The sequence below is a fragment of the Azospira sp. genome (assembly GCF_030247495.1).
GTDB classification, from domain to species: Bacteria; Pseudomonadota; Gammaproteobacteria; order Burkholderiales; family Rhodocyclaceae; genus Azospira; species Azospira oryzae.
Genome location: NZ_JAOTRW010000002.1, coordinates 51,582 through 68,641, shown reverse-complemented (window position 1 = coordinate 68,641; position 17,060 = coordinate 51,582). Strand labels below are relative to the sequence as shown.

Genomic DNA, 17,060 nt, shown 5'->3' with positions numbered 1-17,060 from the left:
CCGCCATGCTGACGAATTTCGTTATTCCCGACCTGCTGCCGGCAGCGCCGGAACTCTTCATCCTGGCCATGGCCTGCGTGATCCTCATTGTGGACCTGTTCGTCAAGAGCAAGGCCCGCACCCTGACCTTCGCGCTGACCCAGCTGACCCTGGTCGGTTGCGCCGCCATCACCTACATGACCAGCACGGGGGAGATCACCTATACCTTCTCCAACATGTTCGTCGATGACCTGATGGCGGACCTGCTGAAGCTGTTCCTCGATCTCACGGTCATCGTGGTGCTCTTCTATGCCCGCGGCTACATCGCCGAGCGGGTCTCCATGGCCAAGGGCGAGTTCTACGTCCTGGTGCTGCTGGCGACTCTGGGCATGATGGTGATGATTTCCGCCAACCATCTGCTGACCCTGTACCTGGGCCTGGAAATGATGTCCCTGTCGGTCTACGCCATGGTCGCCCTGAACCGGGATTCGACCCAGGCCACCGAAGCCGCCATGAAGTACTTCGTGCTCGGCGCCCTGGCCTCCGGCCTGCTGCTATACGGCATCTCCATGGTCTACGGCGCCACCGGCACCCTGGAAATCACCCAGGTGGCCCAGGCCCTGGCCCAGGGCGCGGTCAACAAGACCATCCTGGTCTTCGGCCTGGTGTTCCTGGTGGCCGGCATCGCCTTCAAGCTGGGCGTGGTTCCCTTCCACATGTGGATTCCGGACGTCTATCACGGCGCTCCCACCCCGGTGACCCTGTTCATTGCCTCCGCTCCCAAGCTGGCCGCCTTCGCCATGGTCATCCGGCTGCTGGTCAACGGCCTGTTCTTCCTGGCGCCCGATTGGCAGCAGATGCTGATGATCCTGGCCGTGCTGTCCATGGCCATCGGTAACCTGGCTGCCATCGCCCAGACCAACATCAAGCGCATGCTGGCCTATTCCGCCATCTCCCACATGGGCTTCATGCTGCTCGGCATGGTTTCCGGCGTGGTCGGCGGCGATGCCCGTTTCGCCCTGAATGCCTACAGCTCCTCCATGTTCTACATGGTGGCCTACGTCATCACCAGCGTGGCCGGCTTCGGCATGATCCTGCTGCTGGCCCGGGCCGGTTTCGAGGCCGACTCCCTGGACGATTTCAAGGGCCTGAACAAGCGCAGCCCCTGGTTCGCCAGCATGATGATGGTGGTGATGCTGTCCATGGCCGGCATCCCGTTCTTCGTTGGCTTCTTCGCCAAGTTCGCCGTGCTGCAGGCGGTCGTCGCCGCCGGCTACATGTGGCTGGCCATCGCCGCCGTGCTGTTCTCCCTGATCGGCGCCTTCTACTACCTGCGGGTGGTGAAGCTGATGTACTTCGATGCACCCCTGGACGAAACCCCCATCGCCGCCGGCTTCGACACCAAGCTGCTGCTGTCCGCCAACGGCCTGGCCGTGGCCCTGCTGGGTCTGTTCCCCCAGACCCTGATGTACCTCTGCGCCGTGGCCCTGGTGCGCTCCCTCTGAGGCGCCTTCCAGCCCCGCTCAGCAACGCCCCGGCAGCCCCGGGGCGTTTTCTTTTTCCTTGTTGCAACCCTTGCCGGAGCCATGCGTGGAAAGTCAAACCAAGCCCGATGCCCATCTCGTCGAAGAAGCCCTGAGTACCGAGCAGGTCTGGCGGGGCCGCCTGCTCGATGTTCGCCGTGACCAGGTGCGCCTGCCGGACGCCCATGAGGGGGTGCGGGAGTACATTGTCCATCCCGGTGCCGTGGTGATCATTGCCGTGCTCGATAATGGCAAGCTGCTTTTCGAACGCCAGTACCGCCACCCGGTGGGGCAGGTGTTCCTCGAACTGCCTGCCGGCAAGATCGATCCGGGGGAGGAAATACTGAAGACCGCCATCCGCGAACTGCGTGAGGAAACCGGCCATGCCGCGGGTCAATGGCGCTATCTGGGGGTCATGCATCCCTGCATCGGCTACTCCAACGAGCGCATCGAAATATTCCTGGCCCGGGAGCTGATCCGGGAGTCGGCTCCCCAGTTGGATCACGGCGAGCACCTGGAGGTGATCGAAATGTCCCTGGAGGAGGCTGCCGCCGCCATCCGCGACGGGCGCCTGACCGATGCCAAGACCATCACCGCCCTCTATTGGGCGGAAAAGGTGCTGCAGGAAGGCTGGTGATCCAGGTCACCAAAGCAAAAGGCCCGCAATTGCGGGCCTTTTGCTTGATATCAGCCGTTGCTCAGACGGTATCGTCGCAGACCACCCGGTCGCGGCCGCTCTGCTTGGCGCGGTACATGCGCTGGTCAGCCTTTTCCACCAGGGTTTTCCAGTCCAGGGTCTGGTCTTCCAGGCGCTCGGCGATGCCGATGCTGGCGGTCACCGGCGAGCCGTCCGGACGCAGGCCGAAGCCGGCCTGGCGCATCCGCCGCATGGCCTGCTGGGCCTGTTCCAGATCCGTGTTGGGCATGATCAGGATGAATTCCTCGCCGCCCCAGCGGGCCAGCATGTCGCCCCGGCGCAGATTGTTCGAAATGGAGTCGGTGGCGCCCACCAGGACGCTGTCGCCGGCCTCGTGACCATAGCGGTCATTGACGGCCTTGAAGTTGTCCAGGTCGAGGAAGGCGATGGCCAGGGGAGCGTTGCTGCGGGTGGAGATGATGAACTGCAGTTCCAGCACTTCCTCGCCGCTGCGGCGGGAGAAAATGCCGGTGAGGGGGTCCCGCACGGCCTGCCGCACCAGGGCGATCATGAAGGCGAGCTGGGATAGTCCGGCCAGGGTGGAGACACCGGTGATCAGGGTCAGCAGCCAGAAGGCGCCGGCAAAGGACGGCCAATCCAGGGTGGCCCAGCTGATGATGCCGGAGACGGCCTGGGCCAGCAGCATGGGCAGGGCGAAGAGGATGTTCTCCAGCAGGGTCAGGGGGAAGATGGAGAGACCCGCCAGCAGGACGAAGGGCAGGAAGGCGTAGCCGGCACCGATGGCGGCCTGCATGCCGGTCAGCTGATAATTGACCAGCAACTGGTGGGTGGCGACGTAGAAGACGGTGGGGATGGCAAACAGTATGGCCATGGCCCGGTAGGCGTCCGTGAGGCTGCCGGAGGGGCGGTAGTAGAGCACCAGCAGGGCAAAGGCGACGCTGGCCAGGATGCGCATGGAGGCCAGGGCGAACCACAACGGGAAGGGGAAGACCAGGTAGTCGATGATGCTCCACAGGGGCGTCAGGACGGCGAAGAGGAAGGCGAACAGGCGTACCCGGTTCACGATCATGGTCGCACGCCGCCGGGAGAGCAGAGTGAGGTGGAAATGGGGTGACACCAGCCAGGCCAGCTCGGCCTGGTTCAGCTCGCCGGGCATGAGGCCGGTGAGGCGGTGCCAGACGATATGTGCAAGTCGACTGGTCATGAAAAAGGGTCTTTTGTCTCGATGTAGCCTGTCGTGTTGTTGGTTGTACGGTGCCCCAAAAACAAGGGCAGCCCGCAGGCTGCCCGAGAGGATAGCATCAAATTGTTGCGCTGCGCTTAGCCGCAGGAGCCCACGGCGCCGCAGGCGGTGCAGAATTCGCAGCCATCCTTTTTGATGACCGTGGTATTGCCGCATTCGCTGCACAGCTTGCCCTGGGTGGGGCGAACGCTGTTGGAGGCTTCTTCCGGCGCTTCCAGGATGCCCATCTGCTGCAGGGGCACGCCCTGCTCGTCGAGGATGCCGAGCATGGCGTAGCGGTGGATGATGAGCTGGGCCAGGTAAGCCACCGTGGAGGGATAGTTGGTCTGGCGGCGGGTGCCGGGCACGAAGGCCATGAAGTCGCCCAGGGGTTCCGGGTAGTCCAGCAGCTTGCGCAGCTTCATGCCGATCCAGGCCGGGTCCACCACCCGCATGTCGAGGGAGAGCAGCTTGCACAGGCCGTCCAGGGCGCGCGGATAGTTGCCGGAGAGCCACATGGAGTAGGGGCGGGTGACGCCGTCGGGCAGGGTGATTTCCTTCAGGCCCAGGACGAAGTCTTCGCCGGTGGTCGGGTTGAAGACATCCACCGTCCAGGACAGGGTGCCGTCGGTGCCGGTCTTCGGTTCCTTGGCGCTGAACATGGCGTCTACCACCGGAGTCGGGCCTTCGTGCTTCATGGCACCCAGCTGCTCCACACGCCAGTGGATCACCTGGGCCATGGCGGAAACGATGGAGGGCATGCGCCTGTGCTCGCCGTGGGGCGGGAAGGGCAGGTCGAAGGCGTCGCCCGGGGTCTTGGCCAGGGCATCCAGCTTCATTTCCAGCAGGCCCCGGTCATTGGCCCGCATGTCCATGGACAGGGTCTTGGCCACGGCACCCAGGCCGCGGGGTACGTCGGGACCGTTCACCCAGATCTCGAAGGGCCAGGAGCGGCGCGGGGCGCCTTCCTCTTCCTGCTCCACATGGCCGACGAAGAGGGCGAACTTGCCCTGGGGGTAATCGAGCATGTAGGTCCAGGCCATGTTGCCTTCCGGCAGGGTGGGGCGGCCGGGCCAGCGCAGGGAGGCCAGCACGGGGGCCGGCAGGTTCTTGATGGAGAGGCGGCGGTTGGCGTCGGAGACGAAATCCTGGGGGTGATTCTTTTCCTCTTCAGCCTGGGCCTGGGCCTTGGTCGGCTCGACGGAGAGCACGGAGCCCAGGATGCTGTTGGGCCGGTAGGTGGCCAGGCCCTTGAGGCCGGACTTCCAGGCTTCCACGTAGAGGTCCTGGAAATCCTCGTAGGGGTAGTCGCCGGGCACGTTCACCGTCTTGGAGATGGCGGTGTCGATGTAGGGGGCGACGGCTGCCACCATGTCCTTGTGGGCGGCGGCGGAAATTTCCAGGGCGGTGACGAAGTAGTCGGGCAGCTTTTCCACATTGCCGCCCTGGTGCTTGTAAAGGCGCCAGGCGTAGTCTTCCACCGCGTATTCCTTCAGGGTGCCGTCGGGCATGCGCTTCTTCCGGTTGTAGGTCCAGGAGAAGGGCGGCTCGATGCCGTTGGAGGCATTGTCGGCGAAGGCCAGGGAAATGGTGCCGGTGGGGGCGATGGACAGCAGGTGGGAATTGCGCAGGCCGTGCTTGCGGATTTCGGCCTTGACCTCGTTGGGCAGGCGGGAGGCAAAGTTGCCGCCGGAAAGGTACAGCTCGGCGTTGAAGAGGGGGAAGGCGCCCCGTTCCTTGGCCATTTCCACGGAGGTCAGGTAGGCGGTGTCGCGCATGAATTCGGAAATGCGGGAGGCCATGGCCCGGGCTTCGGCCCGGTCGTAGCGCAGGCGCAGCATGGCCAGGGCGTCGCCCAGGCCGGTGAAGCCGAGGCCGATGCGGCGCTTGTTGGCGGCTTCTTCCTTCTGCCGTTCCAGGGGCCAGTGGGTGGCGTCCAGCACGTTGTCCAGCATGCGGGTGGACACCTTGATCACTTCACCGAAAGCGTCGAAGTCGAACTCGGCCTGTTCGGAGAAGGCGTTCTTGACGAACAGGGTCAGGTTGATGGAACCCAGGCAGCAGCAGCCGTAAGGCGGCAGGGGCTGTTCGGCGCAGGGGTTGGTGGCCTCGATCTGCTCGCAGTAATTAAGGTTGTTGTCCTTGTTGATGCGGTCCAGGAAGAGGATGCCGGGTTCGGCGTGGTCGTAGGTGGACTTCATCACCTGGTCCCACAGGTCCCGGGCCCGTACCTTGCGATAGACCCACATGCCGTCCTCGCGCTGGAAGGCGCCCTGGGACTTCATGTCGGCGTTGGGTTCGGCCTTGTGCACCAGTTCCACCTCGCCGTCGGCTTCCACCGCCTGCATGAAGGCATCGGTGACGCCCAGGGAAATGTTGAAGTTGGTCAGGTCGCCCTTGTCCTTGGCGTGGATGAAGTCCTCGATGTCCGGATGGTCGCAGCGCAGCACGCCCATCTGGGCGCCGCGGCGGGCGCCGGCGGATTCCACGGTCTCGCAGGAGCGGTCGAAGACGCGCATGTAGGAGACGGGGCCGGAGGCACGGGACTGGGTGCCCTTGACCTGGGCGCCCACAGGCCGGATGGAGGAGAAGTCGTAGCCGACGCCGCCACCGCGACGCATGGTCTCGGCGGCCTGGGCCAGGGCGGTGTAGATGCCGGGACGGCCGTCCACCACTTCAACGATGGAGTCGCCGACCGGTTGCACGAAGCAGTTGATCAGGGTGGCGGCGAGATCGGTGCCGGCGGCGGAGTTGATGCGGCCGGCGGGGACGAAACCGTTTTCCTGGGCCCAGAGGAATTTTTCTTCCCACTTGGCCCGGTCCTTCTCGTGTTCGACGGCGGCCAGGGCGCGGGCAACGCGGCGGCGCACGTCATGCACGTTCATTTCCTTGCCCTTGGCGTACTTTTCCACCAGCACTTCGGTGGAGATTTCCTGCTCGGGCAGCGGGGCAAATTCGGGTGCTTCGGGAATGGCGGACAGGGAGAGCTGTTCGGCGACCTGATTCATGGGTTTCCTCTCCAAAAATGTGGGTATGCGGTTGGTAATATGCCCCGGTAGTCCGGAGTCGAATGGGAGGTAAAGCTACTACATGTAGTGGTGCTAGGCAAATGCTTGACTAGATGTAGTTGTTGCGCTGTTCCCGGGGTGGTTCGCGGAAAGGCTGGAAAAATCAGGATTGGCACATTTTTTGACAATAAAACGGTGGTTCCGTTTGCAGCCGGAGGAACAAAAAATACCTAGGGGGCGGGCGGGGGAGGAGGGGGTGGTCCGGGGTAGTCCGGTCGCAAAATCCGGTGGGGCGATTGGCCGATGGCCGGGGCCGTCCAAGGGCGGCGGTGGCGGTCCGGGAGTCCGGACCGCCGAGGGGTGTTGCGGCTATTACAGGTTGAGCAGGGTGGCGGTGTGGCGGGCGATCATCCATTCCTCGTTGGTGGGGATCACCAGCACGTCCACGGTGCTGCGGGGTTCGCTGATGCGGTTGGCGTGCAGAGCGTTGGCCGATTCGTCGATGCTGATGCCCAGCCAGGAGGCCTGCAGACAGACGCGACGGCGCACTTCGGCTGCGTGCTCGCCGATGCCGCCGGTGAATACCAGGGCGTCGATGCCGCCGATGGCGGCCGCCAGGGAACCCAGCTCCCGCACCACGCGGTAGCAGAAGAGATCCACCGCCTCCTTGGCTTCCGGCTTGTCGCTGGCCAGCAGGGTGCGCATGTCCGGGGAAATGCCGGAAACGCCGAGCAGGCCCGACTCTTTGTACAGCAGCTTGGTCAGGGCCTTCACGTCCATGCCCTTGTTTTCCATCAGGTACAGCATCACACCCGGGTCCAGGGCGCCGGTACGGGTGCCCATCATCAGGCCCTCGACCGCGGTGAAGCCCATGGTGGACACCTGGCTCTTGCGATCCACCATGCCGCACATGGAGGCGCCGTTGCCCAGGTGGGCCACCACCACCCGGCCATTGGCCCGGGGCGAGTAGTCCGGCAGCACCCGGGCGATGTACTCGTAGGAGAGGCCGTGGAAGCCGTAGCGTTTGACCCCTTCGCCGGTGATCCAGCGGGGCAGGGCAAAGGCCTGGGCCACGGGGGCTTGGGTACGGTGGAAGGCGGTGTCGAAACAGGCCACCTGGGGCACTTCCGGCATCATGGTGCGCAGGGCATCGACGCCGTCCAGGTTGTGGGGCTGGTGCAGGGGCGCCAGGGGAATGAGCCGGGTCAGGTGCTCGATGATGTTGTCGTCGAGCTTCATGGGGCGCGAATAGCGCTCGCCGCCATGGACCACCCGGTGGCCCACGGCCACGATCTTCCAGCCCTTTTCATGGTCGTGCAGCCAGGAGATGAGGAACTCCAGGGCCTCGTGGTGCTGGCTTTCCGCATCGCCCTGGAGCGGGATGTCCACGTCGTCCAGCTTCTTGCCCTTGTCGTCCTTGGCCTTGATGTGGGCCTTGACGCCGATGCCGTCGATCTGGCCGGAGAGCACGGGTTCAGCAGCGATGCCGCCGCCGTTCTCCAGCTCGTAGAGGGAGAACTTGATGGAGGAGGAACCGGCGTTGAGGGTGAGGACGGCGCGGGTCATTGGTTCTGCTTCCGGTAGGCGTGGGCCATCAGGGCAGCGATGGCGCAGGAGGCGGTGCGGGTCTCGGCGGTATCGGCGCGGGAGGTCAGCACGATGGGGCACTTGGCACCCAGCACGACGCCGGCGGAAAGGGCGTTGGCCAGGTATTCCAGCTGCTTGGCCACCATGTTGCCGGACTCCAGGTCAGGCACTACCAGGATGTCGGCCTGGCCGGCGACGGCGGACTTGATGCCCTTGGTCTTGGCTGCAACCAGGGAAACGGCGTTGTCGAAGGCCAGGGGGCCGTCCAGCAGGCCGCCCTTGATCTGGCCCCGGTCGGCCATCTTGCACAGGGCGGCGGCGTCCAGGGTGGACTGGATCTTGGGATTGACCGTCTCCACGGCGGAAAGGATGGCCACCTTGGGTTCCGGGTTGCCCAGGATGTGGAAGAGGTCGATGGCATTCTGGATGATGTCCACCTTGTCTTCCAGGGTCGGCGCGATATTGATGGCCGCATCGGTGATCATGATGGGCTTGGGATAGGTGGGCACGTCCATGTAGAAGACGTGGGAGATGCGGCGGGAGGTGCGCAGGCCGTTGGCCCGGGACACCACCTCGCCCATCAGCTCGTCGGTGTGCAGGCTGCCCTTCATCAGGGCCTCGCAGTCGCCGTTGCGCACCAGGGTCACGGCCATGGCGGCGGATTCGTGGCTATGGCGGGTATTGACGATGCGGATGCCGGTCAGGTCCAGGCCGTTCTCTTCGGCGACGGAGCGGATCTTGGCCTCCGGCCCCACCAGGAAGGGTTCGATGAGGCCGGCCCGGGCGGCGAAGATGGGACCCTTCAGGGATTCAGCATCGCAGGGATGGGCCACGGCCACGGGAATGGGTTCCAGGCCGGCGGCGGTGGCCAGCAGGGCCTGGTAGCGGGCTTCCTTGTCGCTGATGGTGAATTCGGGCAGATGCACCCGCTCGCGGCGGATCTTCTCCGTCGGCGCCAGCACCTCGGCGGTGCCGCTCACCACCTGCAGGCCTTCCTGGTTGGTGCATTGGCAGTCGAAGAGGATGTGCTTGTTATGGTCGAACTTCTGCTTGGCGGTGATGGTGATGGTCACCGTGTCGCCGATGATCACCGGCCGGGAGAAGTGCAGGGACTGGTCGATGTAGATGGTGCCCGGCCCCGGGAACTGGGTGCCGAGCACGGTGGAAATGAGGGCGCCGCTCCACATGCCATGGGCCACCACCTCCCGGAAAATGCCGCTCTGGGCGAATTCCGGGTCCACCACGGAGGGATTCACATCCCCCGACATGATGGCGAACAGCTTGATGTCTTCCGGACGCAGGGTCCGGATCAGGGTGGAAGAGTCTCCCACCTGGATTTCGTCGAAAGTCTTGTTTTCGATGTACTGCTCGGTGTGCTCAGCGTGCATGGCGCCTCCCGTTTTTGATTGTGTGGAGCTCTTAGCCGACGATGTTGTAGCCGCCGTCGATGTAGATGGTACCGCCGGTCAGGGTCTTCGCCACATCGCTGCACAGGTAGGCGGCCAGGGCGCCGACGTCGTCGATGGAGACCAGGCGGTGCAGGGGGGCCCGTTCCACGGCGTCCTTCATCAGGTCGTCAAAGTGGGCGATGCCGGAGGCGGCGCGGGTGGCCAGGGGGCCCGGGGAGATGGCGTGCACCCGGATGCCCTTGGGGCCCAGCTCGGTGGCCAGATAGCGGGTGGAGGCCTGCAGGGCGGCCTTCACCGGGCCCATCATGCCGTAGTTGTCCACCACTTCATCGGCGCCCAGGTAGCTCATGGTCAGCAGGGAGCCGCCGTCCTTCATCAGGGGCTCGGCCAGCTTGGCCATGCGGATGAAGGAGTGGCAGGAAATGTCGATGGCGCGCAGGAAGCCCTGGCGGGAGCAGTCCACCACCCGGCCGTGCAGGTCTTCCTTGGGGGCGAAGGCGATGGAGTGCAGGAGGAAGTCCAGCTTGCCCCACTTCTGTTCGATGGCGGCGAAAACGGCTGCCAGCTGATCGTCCTGTTCCACGTCCAGGGGCAGCACCAGGGGGGCGGCCAGCAGCTCGGCCAGGGGGCGCACGTGGGGTTCGGCCTTTTCATTCAGGTAGGTGACCGCCAGTTCGGCGCCGCAGATGTTGAAAGCCTTGGCGCAGCCGTAGGCAATGCTCTTGTTGTTGGCGATACCGACGACCAGGCCTTTTTTGCCGTTGAGGTTGAACATTTGCAGAACTCCAGGTTAGTTGAATGAAGGTGAACCATCCGGCGTCCAGTCTGGACCGGGGCCGTTATTGCAATCCTGTTTTCGTTATCATGCCGCATTTTGTGTTGCGGTGCAGCATATCGATTTTGACCTAGATCAAGGCCTAGTGGCAGTAGGACCTTAGCGGACGAGGGATAAGCCGGTATTTCGTTCCGATGACGTCCCCGTTACAGCGGCTTGCGCTGTGTCAACGTTTTCGCATTGACCATACCTATAATCCTCCGGCATGACCTTACAAGGGGGAGGGATTTTGGAACCGATTGCCAATTCTCTGGATGCAGTCCTCGAGGCGGTTTTGAGCAACCGCCGCCGGGACCCCACCCAACTGCTGCAAATTCTCCGGGAAGTGCAGGAACAGGTGGGCTACATCCCCCCTCCCGCCCTCACCGCCATCGCCGCCGCCCTGAAGCTGCCCCGGGCCCGGGTCGAGGGCGTGGCCGGCTTCTACTCCTTTCTCCATCTGCAGCCGGTGGGCAAATACCGGGTGCTCTTCTCCGACAACGCCACCGACCGCCTCCTGGGCAACCTGGACTTGCTCGGCACCATGTGCCAGAAGCTGTGGGTCGAACAGGGCAAGGTGTCGGAAGACGGCCTGGTCTCGGTGGATGTCACCTCCTGTACCGGCATGTGCGACCAGGGCCCGGCCCTGCTGGTCAATGGCCGCCCCATCACCCGCCTCACCCACCAGCGCGTCAATGAAATCTGCGAGCTGATCCGTTCCCGCCGGCCCCTGTCCCTGTGGCCCCAGGAATACTTCCGGGTGGAGGACAACATCCGCCGCAAGGACGATCTGCTCAATACCGTGCTGGAGCCGGGGGCTGCCCTGGCGGCGGCCATGGCCCTGGGGCCCGAGGCCTGGCTGGGCGAGGTGCAGAAGTCCAGCCTGCGCGGTCGCGGCGGCGCCGGCTTCACCACCGGGGTCAAGTGGGAGGCCTGCCGCAACGCCCCCGGTGAGGAGCGGGTCATCGTCTGCAACGCGGACGAAGGCGAGCCCGGTACCTTCAAGGACCGGGTGCTGCTGACCTCATACCCGGACCACGTGTTCGAGGGCATGACCCTGGCGGCCTACGCCACCGGCGCCCGCCAGGGCTTCCTCTACCTGCGGGGCGAGTACCGCTACCTGCTGGAGCCCCTGGAGGCGGCCCTGCAGCGCCGCCGGGAGGCCGGGCTGCTGGGGCAGGGTATCCGGGGCCAGGCCGGTTTCGATTTCGACATCGAGATTCATCTGGGCGCCGGCGCCTATGTCTGCGGTGAGGAAACGGCCCTGATCGAGTCCCTCGAGGGCAAGCGGGGCACGCCCCGCATCCGCCCGCCCTTCCCGGTGATCAAGGGCTATCTGGGGCGGCCCACGGTGGTCAATAACGTGGAAACCCTGGCCAAGACGGTGCTGATCGCCCTGGAAGGAGCCGAGCGCTTCGCCGCCGTCGGCACTGCCCAGTCCACCGGCACCAAGCTCCTCTCCATATCCGGCGACTGCGCCTTTCCCGGCATCTACGAGTATCCCTTCGGCGTTTCCATCGAGCAGATCCTGGAGGATTGCGGCGCCACCGACGTGCAGGCGGTCCAGGTGGGCGGCGCTTCGGGCACCTGCCTGGCGTCCTACGAGTTCCACCGGGGCATTGCCTACGAGGACGTGCCGACGGCCGGTTCCTTCATGATCTTCGATACCAGCCGGGACCTCTTCGAGGTGGCGCGCAACTTCGTCCACTTCTTCGCCCACGAGAGCTGCGGCTTTTGCACCCCCTGCCGGGTCGGCACCTCCCTGCTGCGGAACTTCATGGACAAGCTGGCCACCGGCCACGGCGCCAAGTACGACCTGGCCGACATCGAGTGGATCAACCGCCTGCTCAAGGCGGCCAGCCACTGCGGCCTGGGCCTGGCCGCCGCCAACCCGGTGGTGGAGACCCTGATCAAGTTCCGCCCCGCCTACGAGCGCCGGCTCCAGTCCCTGGATTTCGCCCCCGCCTTCGACCTGGACCAGTCCCTGGCCGAGGCCCGGCGCATGACCGGGCGCGACGATGCCGACGCCCACCTGAGTTCCGTGGAGGCCCACCGATGAGCGATACCAAGAAATTCCTGCTGGACGGCAAACCGGTGGTCTTCCAGGACGGCCAGACCATCCTGGAGGCCGCCCGCCAGGCTGGCCACTACATTCCCCACCTGTGCTGGCATCCGGATTTTCCGGCCCACGGTTCCTGCAAGCTGTGCATCGTCAAGGTGGGCGGACGCCACGTCTCCTCCTGCGCCATGCCGGCCAAGGAAGGCATGGAGGTGGAGAGCAACACCCCGGAGATGAACGGCGAGCGGCGGGCCCTGCTGCAGATGCTGTTCGTCGAGGGCAACCATTTCTGTCCCTCCTGCGAGAAGAGCGGCAACTGCCAGTTGCAGGCCCTGGCCTACGACCTGGAAATGCTCTCCGCCCATTTCAACCATTTCTATCCCAACCGGCCGGTGGATGCCTCCCACCCGGACGTCCTGCTGGACTTCAACCGCTGCATCTTCTGCGAGCTGTGCGTGCGGGCCAGCCGGGACATCGACGGCAAGAACATCTTCGCCCTCACCGACCGGGGCATCCACAAGCACCTGGTGGTCAATGCGGAAAGCGGCTGCCTGGCCGACACGGATTTTGCCGCCAGCGACCGGGCGGCCAACATCTGTCCCGTGGGCGTCATCCTGCACAAGCGCCAGGGCTTTGCCAGGCCCATCGGCGAGCGGGACTACGACGCCAAGCCGATCAGCGTGGTAGCCATGGAAGAGGTGGAAAAATGATCGTTTCCGGACGCAAGCTGCGGGTCGCCACCACCTCCCTGGCCGGGTGCTTCGGCTGCCACATGTCCTTCCTCGACATCGACGAGCACCTGCTGGAACTGGTGGAACTGGTGGAATTCGACCGTTCGCCCCTGACCGACATCAAGCACTGCGGCCCCTGCGACATCGGCATCATCGAAGGCGGCGTCTGCAATGCGGAGAATGTCCATGTGCTGCGGGAATTCCGCAAGCACTGCAAGATACTCATCGCCCTCGGCGCCTGCGCCGTCACCGGCGGCCTGCCGGCCCAGCGCAACCACCTGGACGTGGGCCAGTGCCTGCAGGAGGTCTACCACACCTGCATCGGCGTCGAATCCCTGCCCGGCGGCCAGGTACCCAACGACCCGGAACTGCCCCTGCTGCTGGACAAGGTCCATCCCATCCACGAAGTGGTGCGGGTGGATTACTTCATTCCCGGCTGCCCGCCCTCGGGGGAGGCCATCTGGAAGTTCCTGACGGACCTCATCGCCGGCCACACGCCCCGGCTTTCCCATCCCATCCTGCGTTTCGACTGAGGCTTCCCCACCATGTTCGAACTTGAAACCGCGTCCCAGACCGACAACCTGCGCCGCGTCGCCATCGATCCTGTTTCCCGGGTCGAAGGCCACGGCAAGGTGACCCTGCTGCTGGACGATCACAACCAGGTGCAGCAGGTGCGCCTGCACATCGTCGAATTCCGGGGCTTCGAGAAATTCATCCAGGGCCGCCCCTACTGGGAAGTGCCGGTGATGGTGCAGCGTCTCTGCGGCATCTGCCCCGTCTCCCACCATCTGGCGGCCTCCAAGGCCCTGGACCTGGTGGTGGGCGCCGCCAGCATCACGCCGACGGCGGAAAAGATGCGCCGCCTCATGCACTACGGCCAGATGCTGCAGTCCCACGCCCTGCATTTCTTCCACCTGTCCTCGCCCGACCTGCTGTTCGGCTTCGATTCCGACGTGGGGCAGCGCAACATCGTCGGCGTCGCCGCCGCCCATCCGGAGGTGGCCAAGCAGGGCATCCTGCTGCGCAAGTTCGGCCAGGAGGTGATCCGCGTCACCTCCGGCAAGCGCATCCACGGCACCGGCGCCGTTCCCGGCGGGGTGAACAAGGCCCTGGACCCGGCCGACCGGGCCATGCTGCTGCAGGACGTGGAGCAGATGATCGCCTGGAGCCGGGACGCGGTGCATCTGACCAAGCGCCTGCATACCAGCAACCCGGCCCTCTACGACCAGTTCGGGCTGTTCCGCTCCAACCTCTTCAGCCTGGTGCGGGCCGATGGTGCCCTGGACTTCTACCACGGCCACCTGCGTCTGCGGGACGGGGACGGCAAGGTGCTGCTGGACGGCGTGGACTACCAGAACTACCACCACCTGCTGACCGAGGAGGTGAAGTCCTGGAGCTACATGAAATTCCCCTATGTGACCGCCATGGGCCGGGAACAGGGCTGGTACAAGGTGGGCCCCCTGGCCCGGGTGCAGAACTGCGACTTCATTCCCAGCCCCCTGGCCGAGATCGAGCGGCGCGAATTCATGGACCACGGCCAGGGCGGCCTGGTGCACGCGCCCCTGGCCTACCACTGGGCCCGCATGATCGAAATGCTGCACGCCGCCGAAGTCATCAAGGAACTGCTGGCCGACGACGACCTGCTGGGGGACGACCTGATGTCCTGCGGCGACCGCCGCCGCGAAGGCGTGGGCGTGATCGAGGCGCCCCGGGGCACCCTGATCCACCATTACCAGGTGGATGAGGACGACCTCGTCACCATGGCCAACCTGATCGTCTCCACCACCCACAACAACCAGGCCATGAACGAGGCGGTGCGCCAGGTGGCGCGCCAGTACCTGAACGGCCGGGAAATCACCGAAGGGCTGCTCAACCATATCGAGGTGGCCATCCGCGCCTTCGATCCCTGCCTTTCCTGCGCCACCCACGCCCTGGGCCAGATGCCCCTGACCGTGGAACTGCTGGACGGCAGCGGCCGCCTGCTGGACCGCCGGGTCAAGGGATGACGCGCCGGCTGGTGGTCTTCGGCATCGGCAACCCCAGCCGCGGCGACGATGCCCTGGGGCCCCTGCTGTTGCAGCGCCTGGAGCAGGCCCGTCTGCCCGGGGTGGTGACGGTGGAGGATTTCCAGCTGCAGATCGAGCACGCCATCGACCTCCAGGGTCGGGACCTGGCCCTTTTCATCGATGCCGGGGAGGGCACGCCGGCGCCTTTCAGCTTCGCCCCGGTGACGCCCCTCTTCAATCCGGCCCACAGCACCCATTCCCTGGCTCCCGGCGCCGTGCTTGCCGTCTATGGCCAGGCCCTGGAACAGGCGCCGCCGCCGGCCTACGTCCTCTGTGTGCGGGGCCAGCGCTTCGAGTTGGGGGAGGGGCTCAGCCCCGCCGGGCGCCAGCACCTGGAGGCGGCCTGGGACTTTCTCCGCCAGCTGTGTACCGAGCCGGACCCGGAGCGCTGGAGCCAGCTCCGGCCCCTGCCCGGATTGCCGCCCCTGCTCTAGGATTCCGGGCCGCCGGTGAATTGACCTGCATCATGGTTTGTTCCCGGCCCGCCGACAGATCATGGCGCATGCTGCCCGGGGGAGGGTGGCTCCTTTTTGGCAGAACGACCATGACCCATCCGACGTCCACCCAGCCCGGCCTGCTCCTGCGCGGCTTCCTGCTGCTGTTCCTTGCCGGTTCCCTCCAGGCGGCGCCCTGGCCCAGCCCGGTGGCCTCCTACCAGGCCGTGGCGGCCGGGGAAGGGCGGGGCGAGGACATCCTCCTGGCGGCGGCCCCCGATTCGGGGCTGGAAGTCTCCTACGATGCGGCCAGCCGGCGCCTGCACCTGCACTACCCCATGGCCTTCAACCAGCTGACCGAAGGCTGGAGCTGGCGGCCCCTGGCCGATCCGGCCAGCGAGGACTACTACCGCTTCAAGTATCTGCCCCTGGGCAGCGTGAACGAGGAGCGGGACAGCTATGTGGGGGAGGACAAGATCGGCGAGCCGGAAACCATGCGGGTGCTCTGGCGTTACGACTATTTCCTGGCCTTCGACAATCTCTACGACTTCATGCCCCGGGGTACCGACGACGAAGCCGGCTTCGACGCCGAGCTGACCCTGGAGCCGGAGCAGGCGGCGCCCCTGCTGGAACCGGGGGCGGTGAGCCTGATCGCCCGGGTGCACCTGCAGGAGCCCTACGTTTCCGAGAGCACCACCTTCTGGAAGGCCATCCATGCCCGGCCCACGGATTTCACCCTGAAGAAGCGCTACCTCATCGGCGAGGTGGAGGAAATCCGCTTCGTCACCGGGCAGAATCGAGTGCTGGCGCAGCTTCCGCGGCATCCGGAACAAAAACAGCAGAGCGGCAAGCCGTAAGGGCACAGCTTGCCGGGGGCTGCCGTGCTAAAATCTCGCTCTGTCACAAAACCTAAACTCAAAATTCATGTTCGGACGTCTGATGCCCCAAGAGGGCAAGTTTTTCGACCTGTTCAACGCTCACGCAGAACAGATCGTGCAGGGTGGTCAAGCCTTGGCCACCTTCATCAACCATCTGGGACGTAACCCCGAAGAGGCCACCCAGGCCGCCGACGCAGTGGATACCGCCGAAAGCCGGGCCGACAAGATCACCCACGAGACGGTCGCCCTGCTGCACAAGACCTTCATCACCCCCCTGGATCGGGACGAGATCCACTCCCTCATCACCGGCATGGACGACATCCTGGACCTGATCCAGGACGTGACCCAGACCGTCTCCCTCTACGACATCCGCAAGGGCACCCCGGAAGCCATCCAGCTGGCCGAGATCTGCGTCTCCTGTTGCGACCGGGTGCGCTGGGCCGTCTCCCTGCTGCCCAACGCCGACCAGGGTCCTGCCATCCTCAAGACCTGCGAGGAAATCGACCGCCTGGAGTCCGACGCCGACCGCGTCATGCGTTCCGCCATGTCCCGCCTGTTCCGCGACGAGCCGGACGTGCGCCAGCTGATCAAGCTCAAGGCCATCTACGAACTGCTGGAAACCGTGACCGACCGCTGTGAGGATGTGGCCAACATCCTCGAAGGCATCGTCCTCGAAAACTCCTAAGCGATAA

General features: G+C 65.1%; 14 protein-coding genes. 9 read left to right on the top strand and 5 right to left on the bottom strand.

Annotated features, from left to right (window positions below; all coding sequences use genetic code 11):
- Positions 1-5: 5 nt before the first annotated feature.
- Together nuoN and OEL49_RS00305 are read left to right on the top strand one after the other, a co-directional pair.
- Complete coding sequence (nuoN, locus tag OEL49_RS00310) at positions 6-1,484, top strand: NADH-quinone oxidoreductase subunit NuoN (protein WP_014238052.1); 1,479 nt, start codon at positions 6-8, stop codon at positions 1,482-1,484.
- 85 nt (positions 1,485-1,569) lie between these two features.
- Positions 1,570-2,139 (top strand): NUDIX domain-containing protein, encoded by a 570-nt coding sequence (locus tag OEL49_RS00305; protein ID WP_205229859.1) that lies wholly within the window; start codon positions 1,570-1,572, stop codon positions 2,137-2,139.
- Positions 2,140-2,200: 61 nt separating this feature from the next.
- Here the strand turns inward: OEL49_RS00305 and OEL49_RS00300 are convergent, their stop codons facing one another.
- The 5 genes from OEL49_RS00300 to fabI form a co-directional block, all read right to left on the bottom strand.
- A complete protein-coding gene (locus tag OEL49_RS00300) occupies positions 2,201-3,364 on the bottom strand; it encodes a GGDEF domain-containing protein (protein ID WP_014238050.1) in 1,164 nt (387 codons plus the stop codon).
- Between the two features lie 116 nt (positions 3,365-3,480).
- On the bottom strand, positions 3,481-6,390 hold the full coding sequence (locus OEL49_RS00295; protein ID WP_205229858.1) for an adenosylcobalamin-dependent ribonucleoside-diphosphate reductase: 2,910 nt from the start codon (positions 6,388-6,390) through the stop codon (positions 3,481-3,483).
- 372 nt (positions 6,391-6,762) lie between these two features.
- Complete coding sequence (locus tag OEL49_RS00290; RefSeq protein WP_014238048.1) at positions 6,763-7,956, bottom strand: acetate/propionate family kinase; 1,194 nt, start codon at positions 7,954-7,956, stop codon at positions 6,763-6,765.
- Positions 7,953-9,365, bottom strand: a complete 1,413-nt coding sequence (locus tag OEL49_RS00285) for a bifunctional enoyl-CoA hydratase/phosphate acetyltransferase (RefSeq protein ID WP_287873720.1) — start codon at positions 9,363-9,365, stop codon at positions 7,953-7,955. Before OEL49_RS00285 ends, OEL49_RS00290 begins: the two co-directional genes overlap by 4 nt.
- 31 nt (positions 9,366-9,396) lie before the next feature.
- Complete coding sequence (fabI, locus tag OEL49_RS00280; RefSeq protein ID WP_014238046.1) at positions 9,397-10,161, bottom strand: enoyl-ACP reductase FabI; 765 nt, start codon at positions 10,159-10,161, stop codon at positions 9,397-9,399.
- Between the two features lie 265 nt (positions 10,162-10,426).
- Here fabI and OEL49_RS00275 point away from each other — a divergent pair, with 265 nt between their 5' ends.
- The 7 genes from OEL49_RS00275 (at position 10,427) to OEL49_RS00245 (ending at position 17,053) form a co-directional block, all read left to right on the top strand.
- On the top strand, positions 10,427-12,259 hold the full coding sequence (locus OEL49_RS00275) for an NAD(P)H-dependent oxidoreductase subunit E (RefSeq protein WP_287873719.1): 1,833 nt from the start codon (positions 10,427-10,429) through the stop codon (positions 12,257-12,259).
- Complete coding sequence (locus OEL49_RS00270; RefSeq protein ID WP_205229856.1) at positions 12,256-12,969, top strand: 2Fe-2S iron-sulfur cluster-binding protein; 714 nt, start codon at positions 12,256-12,258, stop codon at positions 12,967-12,969. The genes OEL49_RS00275 and OEL49_RS00270 overlap by 4 nt, the downstream gene beginning before the upstream one ends.
- Positions 12,966-13,523, top strand: coding sequence for an NADP oxidoreductase (locus OEL49_RS00265; protein ID WP_014238043.1), 558 nt, complete (start codon positions 12,966-12,968; stop codon positions 13,521-13,523). The genes OEL49_RS00270 and OEL49_RS00265 overlap by 4 nt, the downstream gene beginning before the upstream one ends.
- 12 nt (positions 13,524-13,535) lie before the next feature.
- Positions 13,536-14,996 carry a Ni/Fe hydrogenase subunit alpha gene (locus tag OEL49_RS00260; RefSeq protein ID WP_152088957.1) on the top strand — a complete coding sequence of 487 codons (1,461 nt, stop codon included), beginning with the start codon at positions 13,536-13,538 and terminating at the stop codon, positions 14,994-14,996.
- Positions 14,993-15,490, top strand: coding sequence for a hydrogenase maturation protease (locus tag OEL49_RS00255; protein ID WP_014238041.1), 498 nt, complete (start codon positions 14,993-14,995; stop codon positions 15,488-15,490). The genes OEL49_RS00260 and OEL49_RS00255 overlap by 4 nt, the downstream gene beginning before the upstream one ends.
- Before the next feature lie 110 nt (positions 15,491-15,600).
- Positions 15,601-16,347, top strand: coding sequence for a hypothetical protein (locus tag OEL49_RS00250; RefSeq protein ID WP_287873717.1), 747 nt, complete (start codon positions 15,601-15,603; stop codon positions 16,345-16,347).
- Between the two features lie 67 nt (positions 16,348-16,414).
- Positions 16,415-17,053, top strand: coding sequence for a DUF47 domain-containing protein (locus tag OEL49_RS00245; RefSeq protein ID WP_043798343.1), 639 nt, complete (start codon positions 16,415-16,417; stop codon positions 17,051-17,053).
- Positions 17,054-17,060 lie beyond the last annotated feature (7 nt).

Bases quoted from the DNA above. Each gene is read 5' to 3' on its own strand.
- nuoN (WP_014238052.1), top strand. From the start codon at position 6: ATGCTGACGAATTTCGTTATTCCCGACCTGCTGCCGGCAGCGCCGGAA.
- OEL49_RS00300 (WP_014238050.1), bottom strand. From the start codon at position 3,364: ATGACCAGTCGACTTGCACATATCGTCTGGCACCGCCTCACCGGCCTC.
- OEL49_RS00295 (WP_205229858.1), bottom strand. From the start codon at position 6,390: ATGAATCAGGTCGCCGAACAGCTCTCCCTGTCCGCCATTCCCGAAGCA.
- OEL49_RS00290 (WP_014238048.1), bottom strand. From the start codon at position 7,956: ATGACCCGCGCCGTCCTCACCCTCAACGCCGGTTCCTCCTCCATCAAG.
- OEL49_RS00285 (WP_287873720.1), bottom strand. From the start codon at position 9,365: ATGCACGCTGAGCACACCGAGCAGTACATCGAAAACAAGACTTTCGAC.
- fabI (WP_014238046.1), bottom strand. From the start codon at position 10,161: ATGTTCAACCTCAACGGCAAAAAAGGCCTGGTCGTCGGTATCGCCAAC.
- OEL49_RS00275 (WP_287873719.1), top strand. From the start codon at position 10,427: ATGACCTTACAAGGGGGAGGGATTTTGGAACCGATTGCCAATTCTCTG.
- OEL49_RS00270 (WP_205229856.1), top strand. From the start codon at position 12,256: ATGAGCGATACCAAGAAATTCCTGCTGGACGGCAAACCGGTGGTCTTC.
- OEL49_RS00265 (WP_014238043.1), top strand. From the start codon at position 12,966: ATGATCGTTTCCGGACGCAAGCTGCGGGTCGCCACCACCTCCCTGGCC.
- OEL49_RS00260 (WP_152088957.1), top strand. From the start codon at position 13,536: ATGTTCGAACTTGAAACCGCGTCCCAGACCGACAACCTGCGCCGCGTC.
- OEL49_RS00255 (WP_014238041.1), top strand. From the start codon at position 14,993: ATGACGCGCCGGCTGGTGGTCTTCGGCATCGGCAACCCCAGCCGCGGC.
- OEL49_RS00250 (WP_287873717.1), top strand. From the start codon at position 15,601: ATGACCCATCCGACGTCCACCCAGCCCGGCCTGCTCCTGCGCGGCTTC.
- OEL49_RS00245 (WP_043798343.1), top strand. From the start codon at position 16,415: ATGTTCGGACGTCTGATGCCCCAAGAGGGCAAGTTTTTCGACCTGTTC.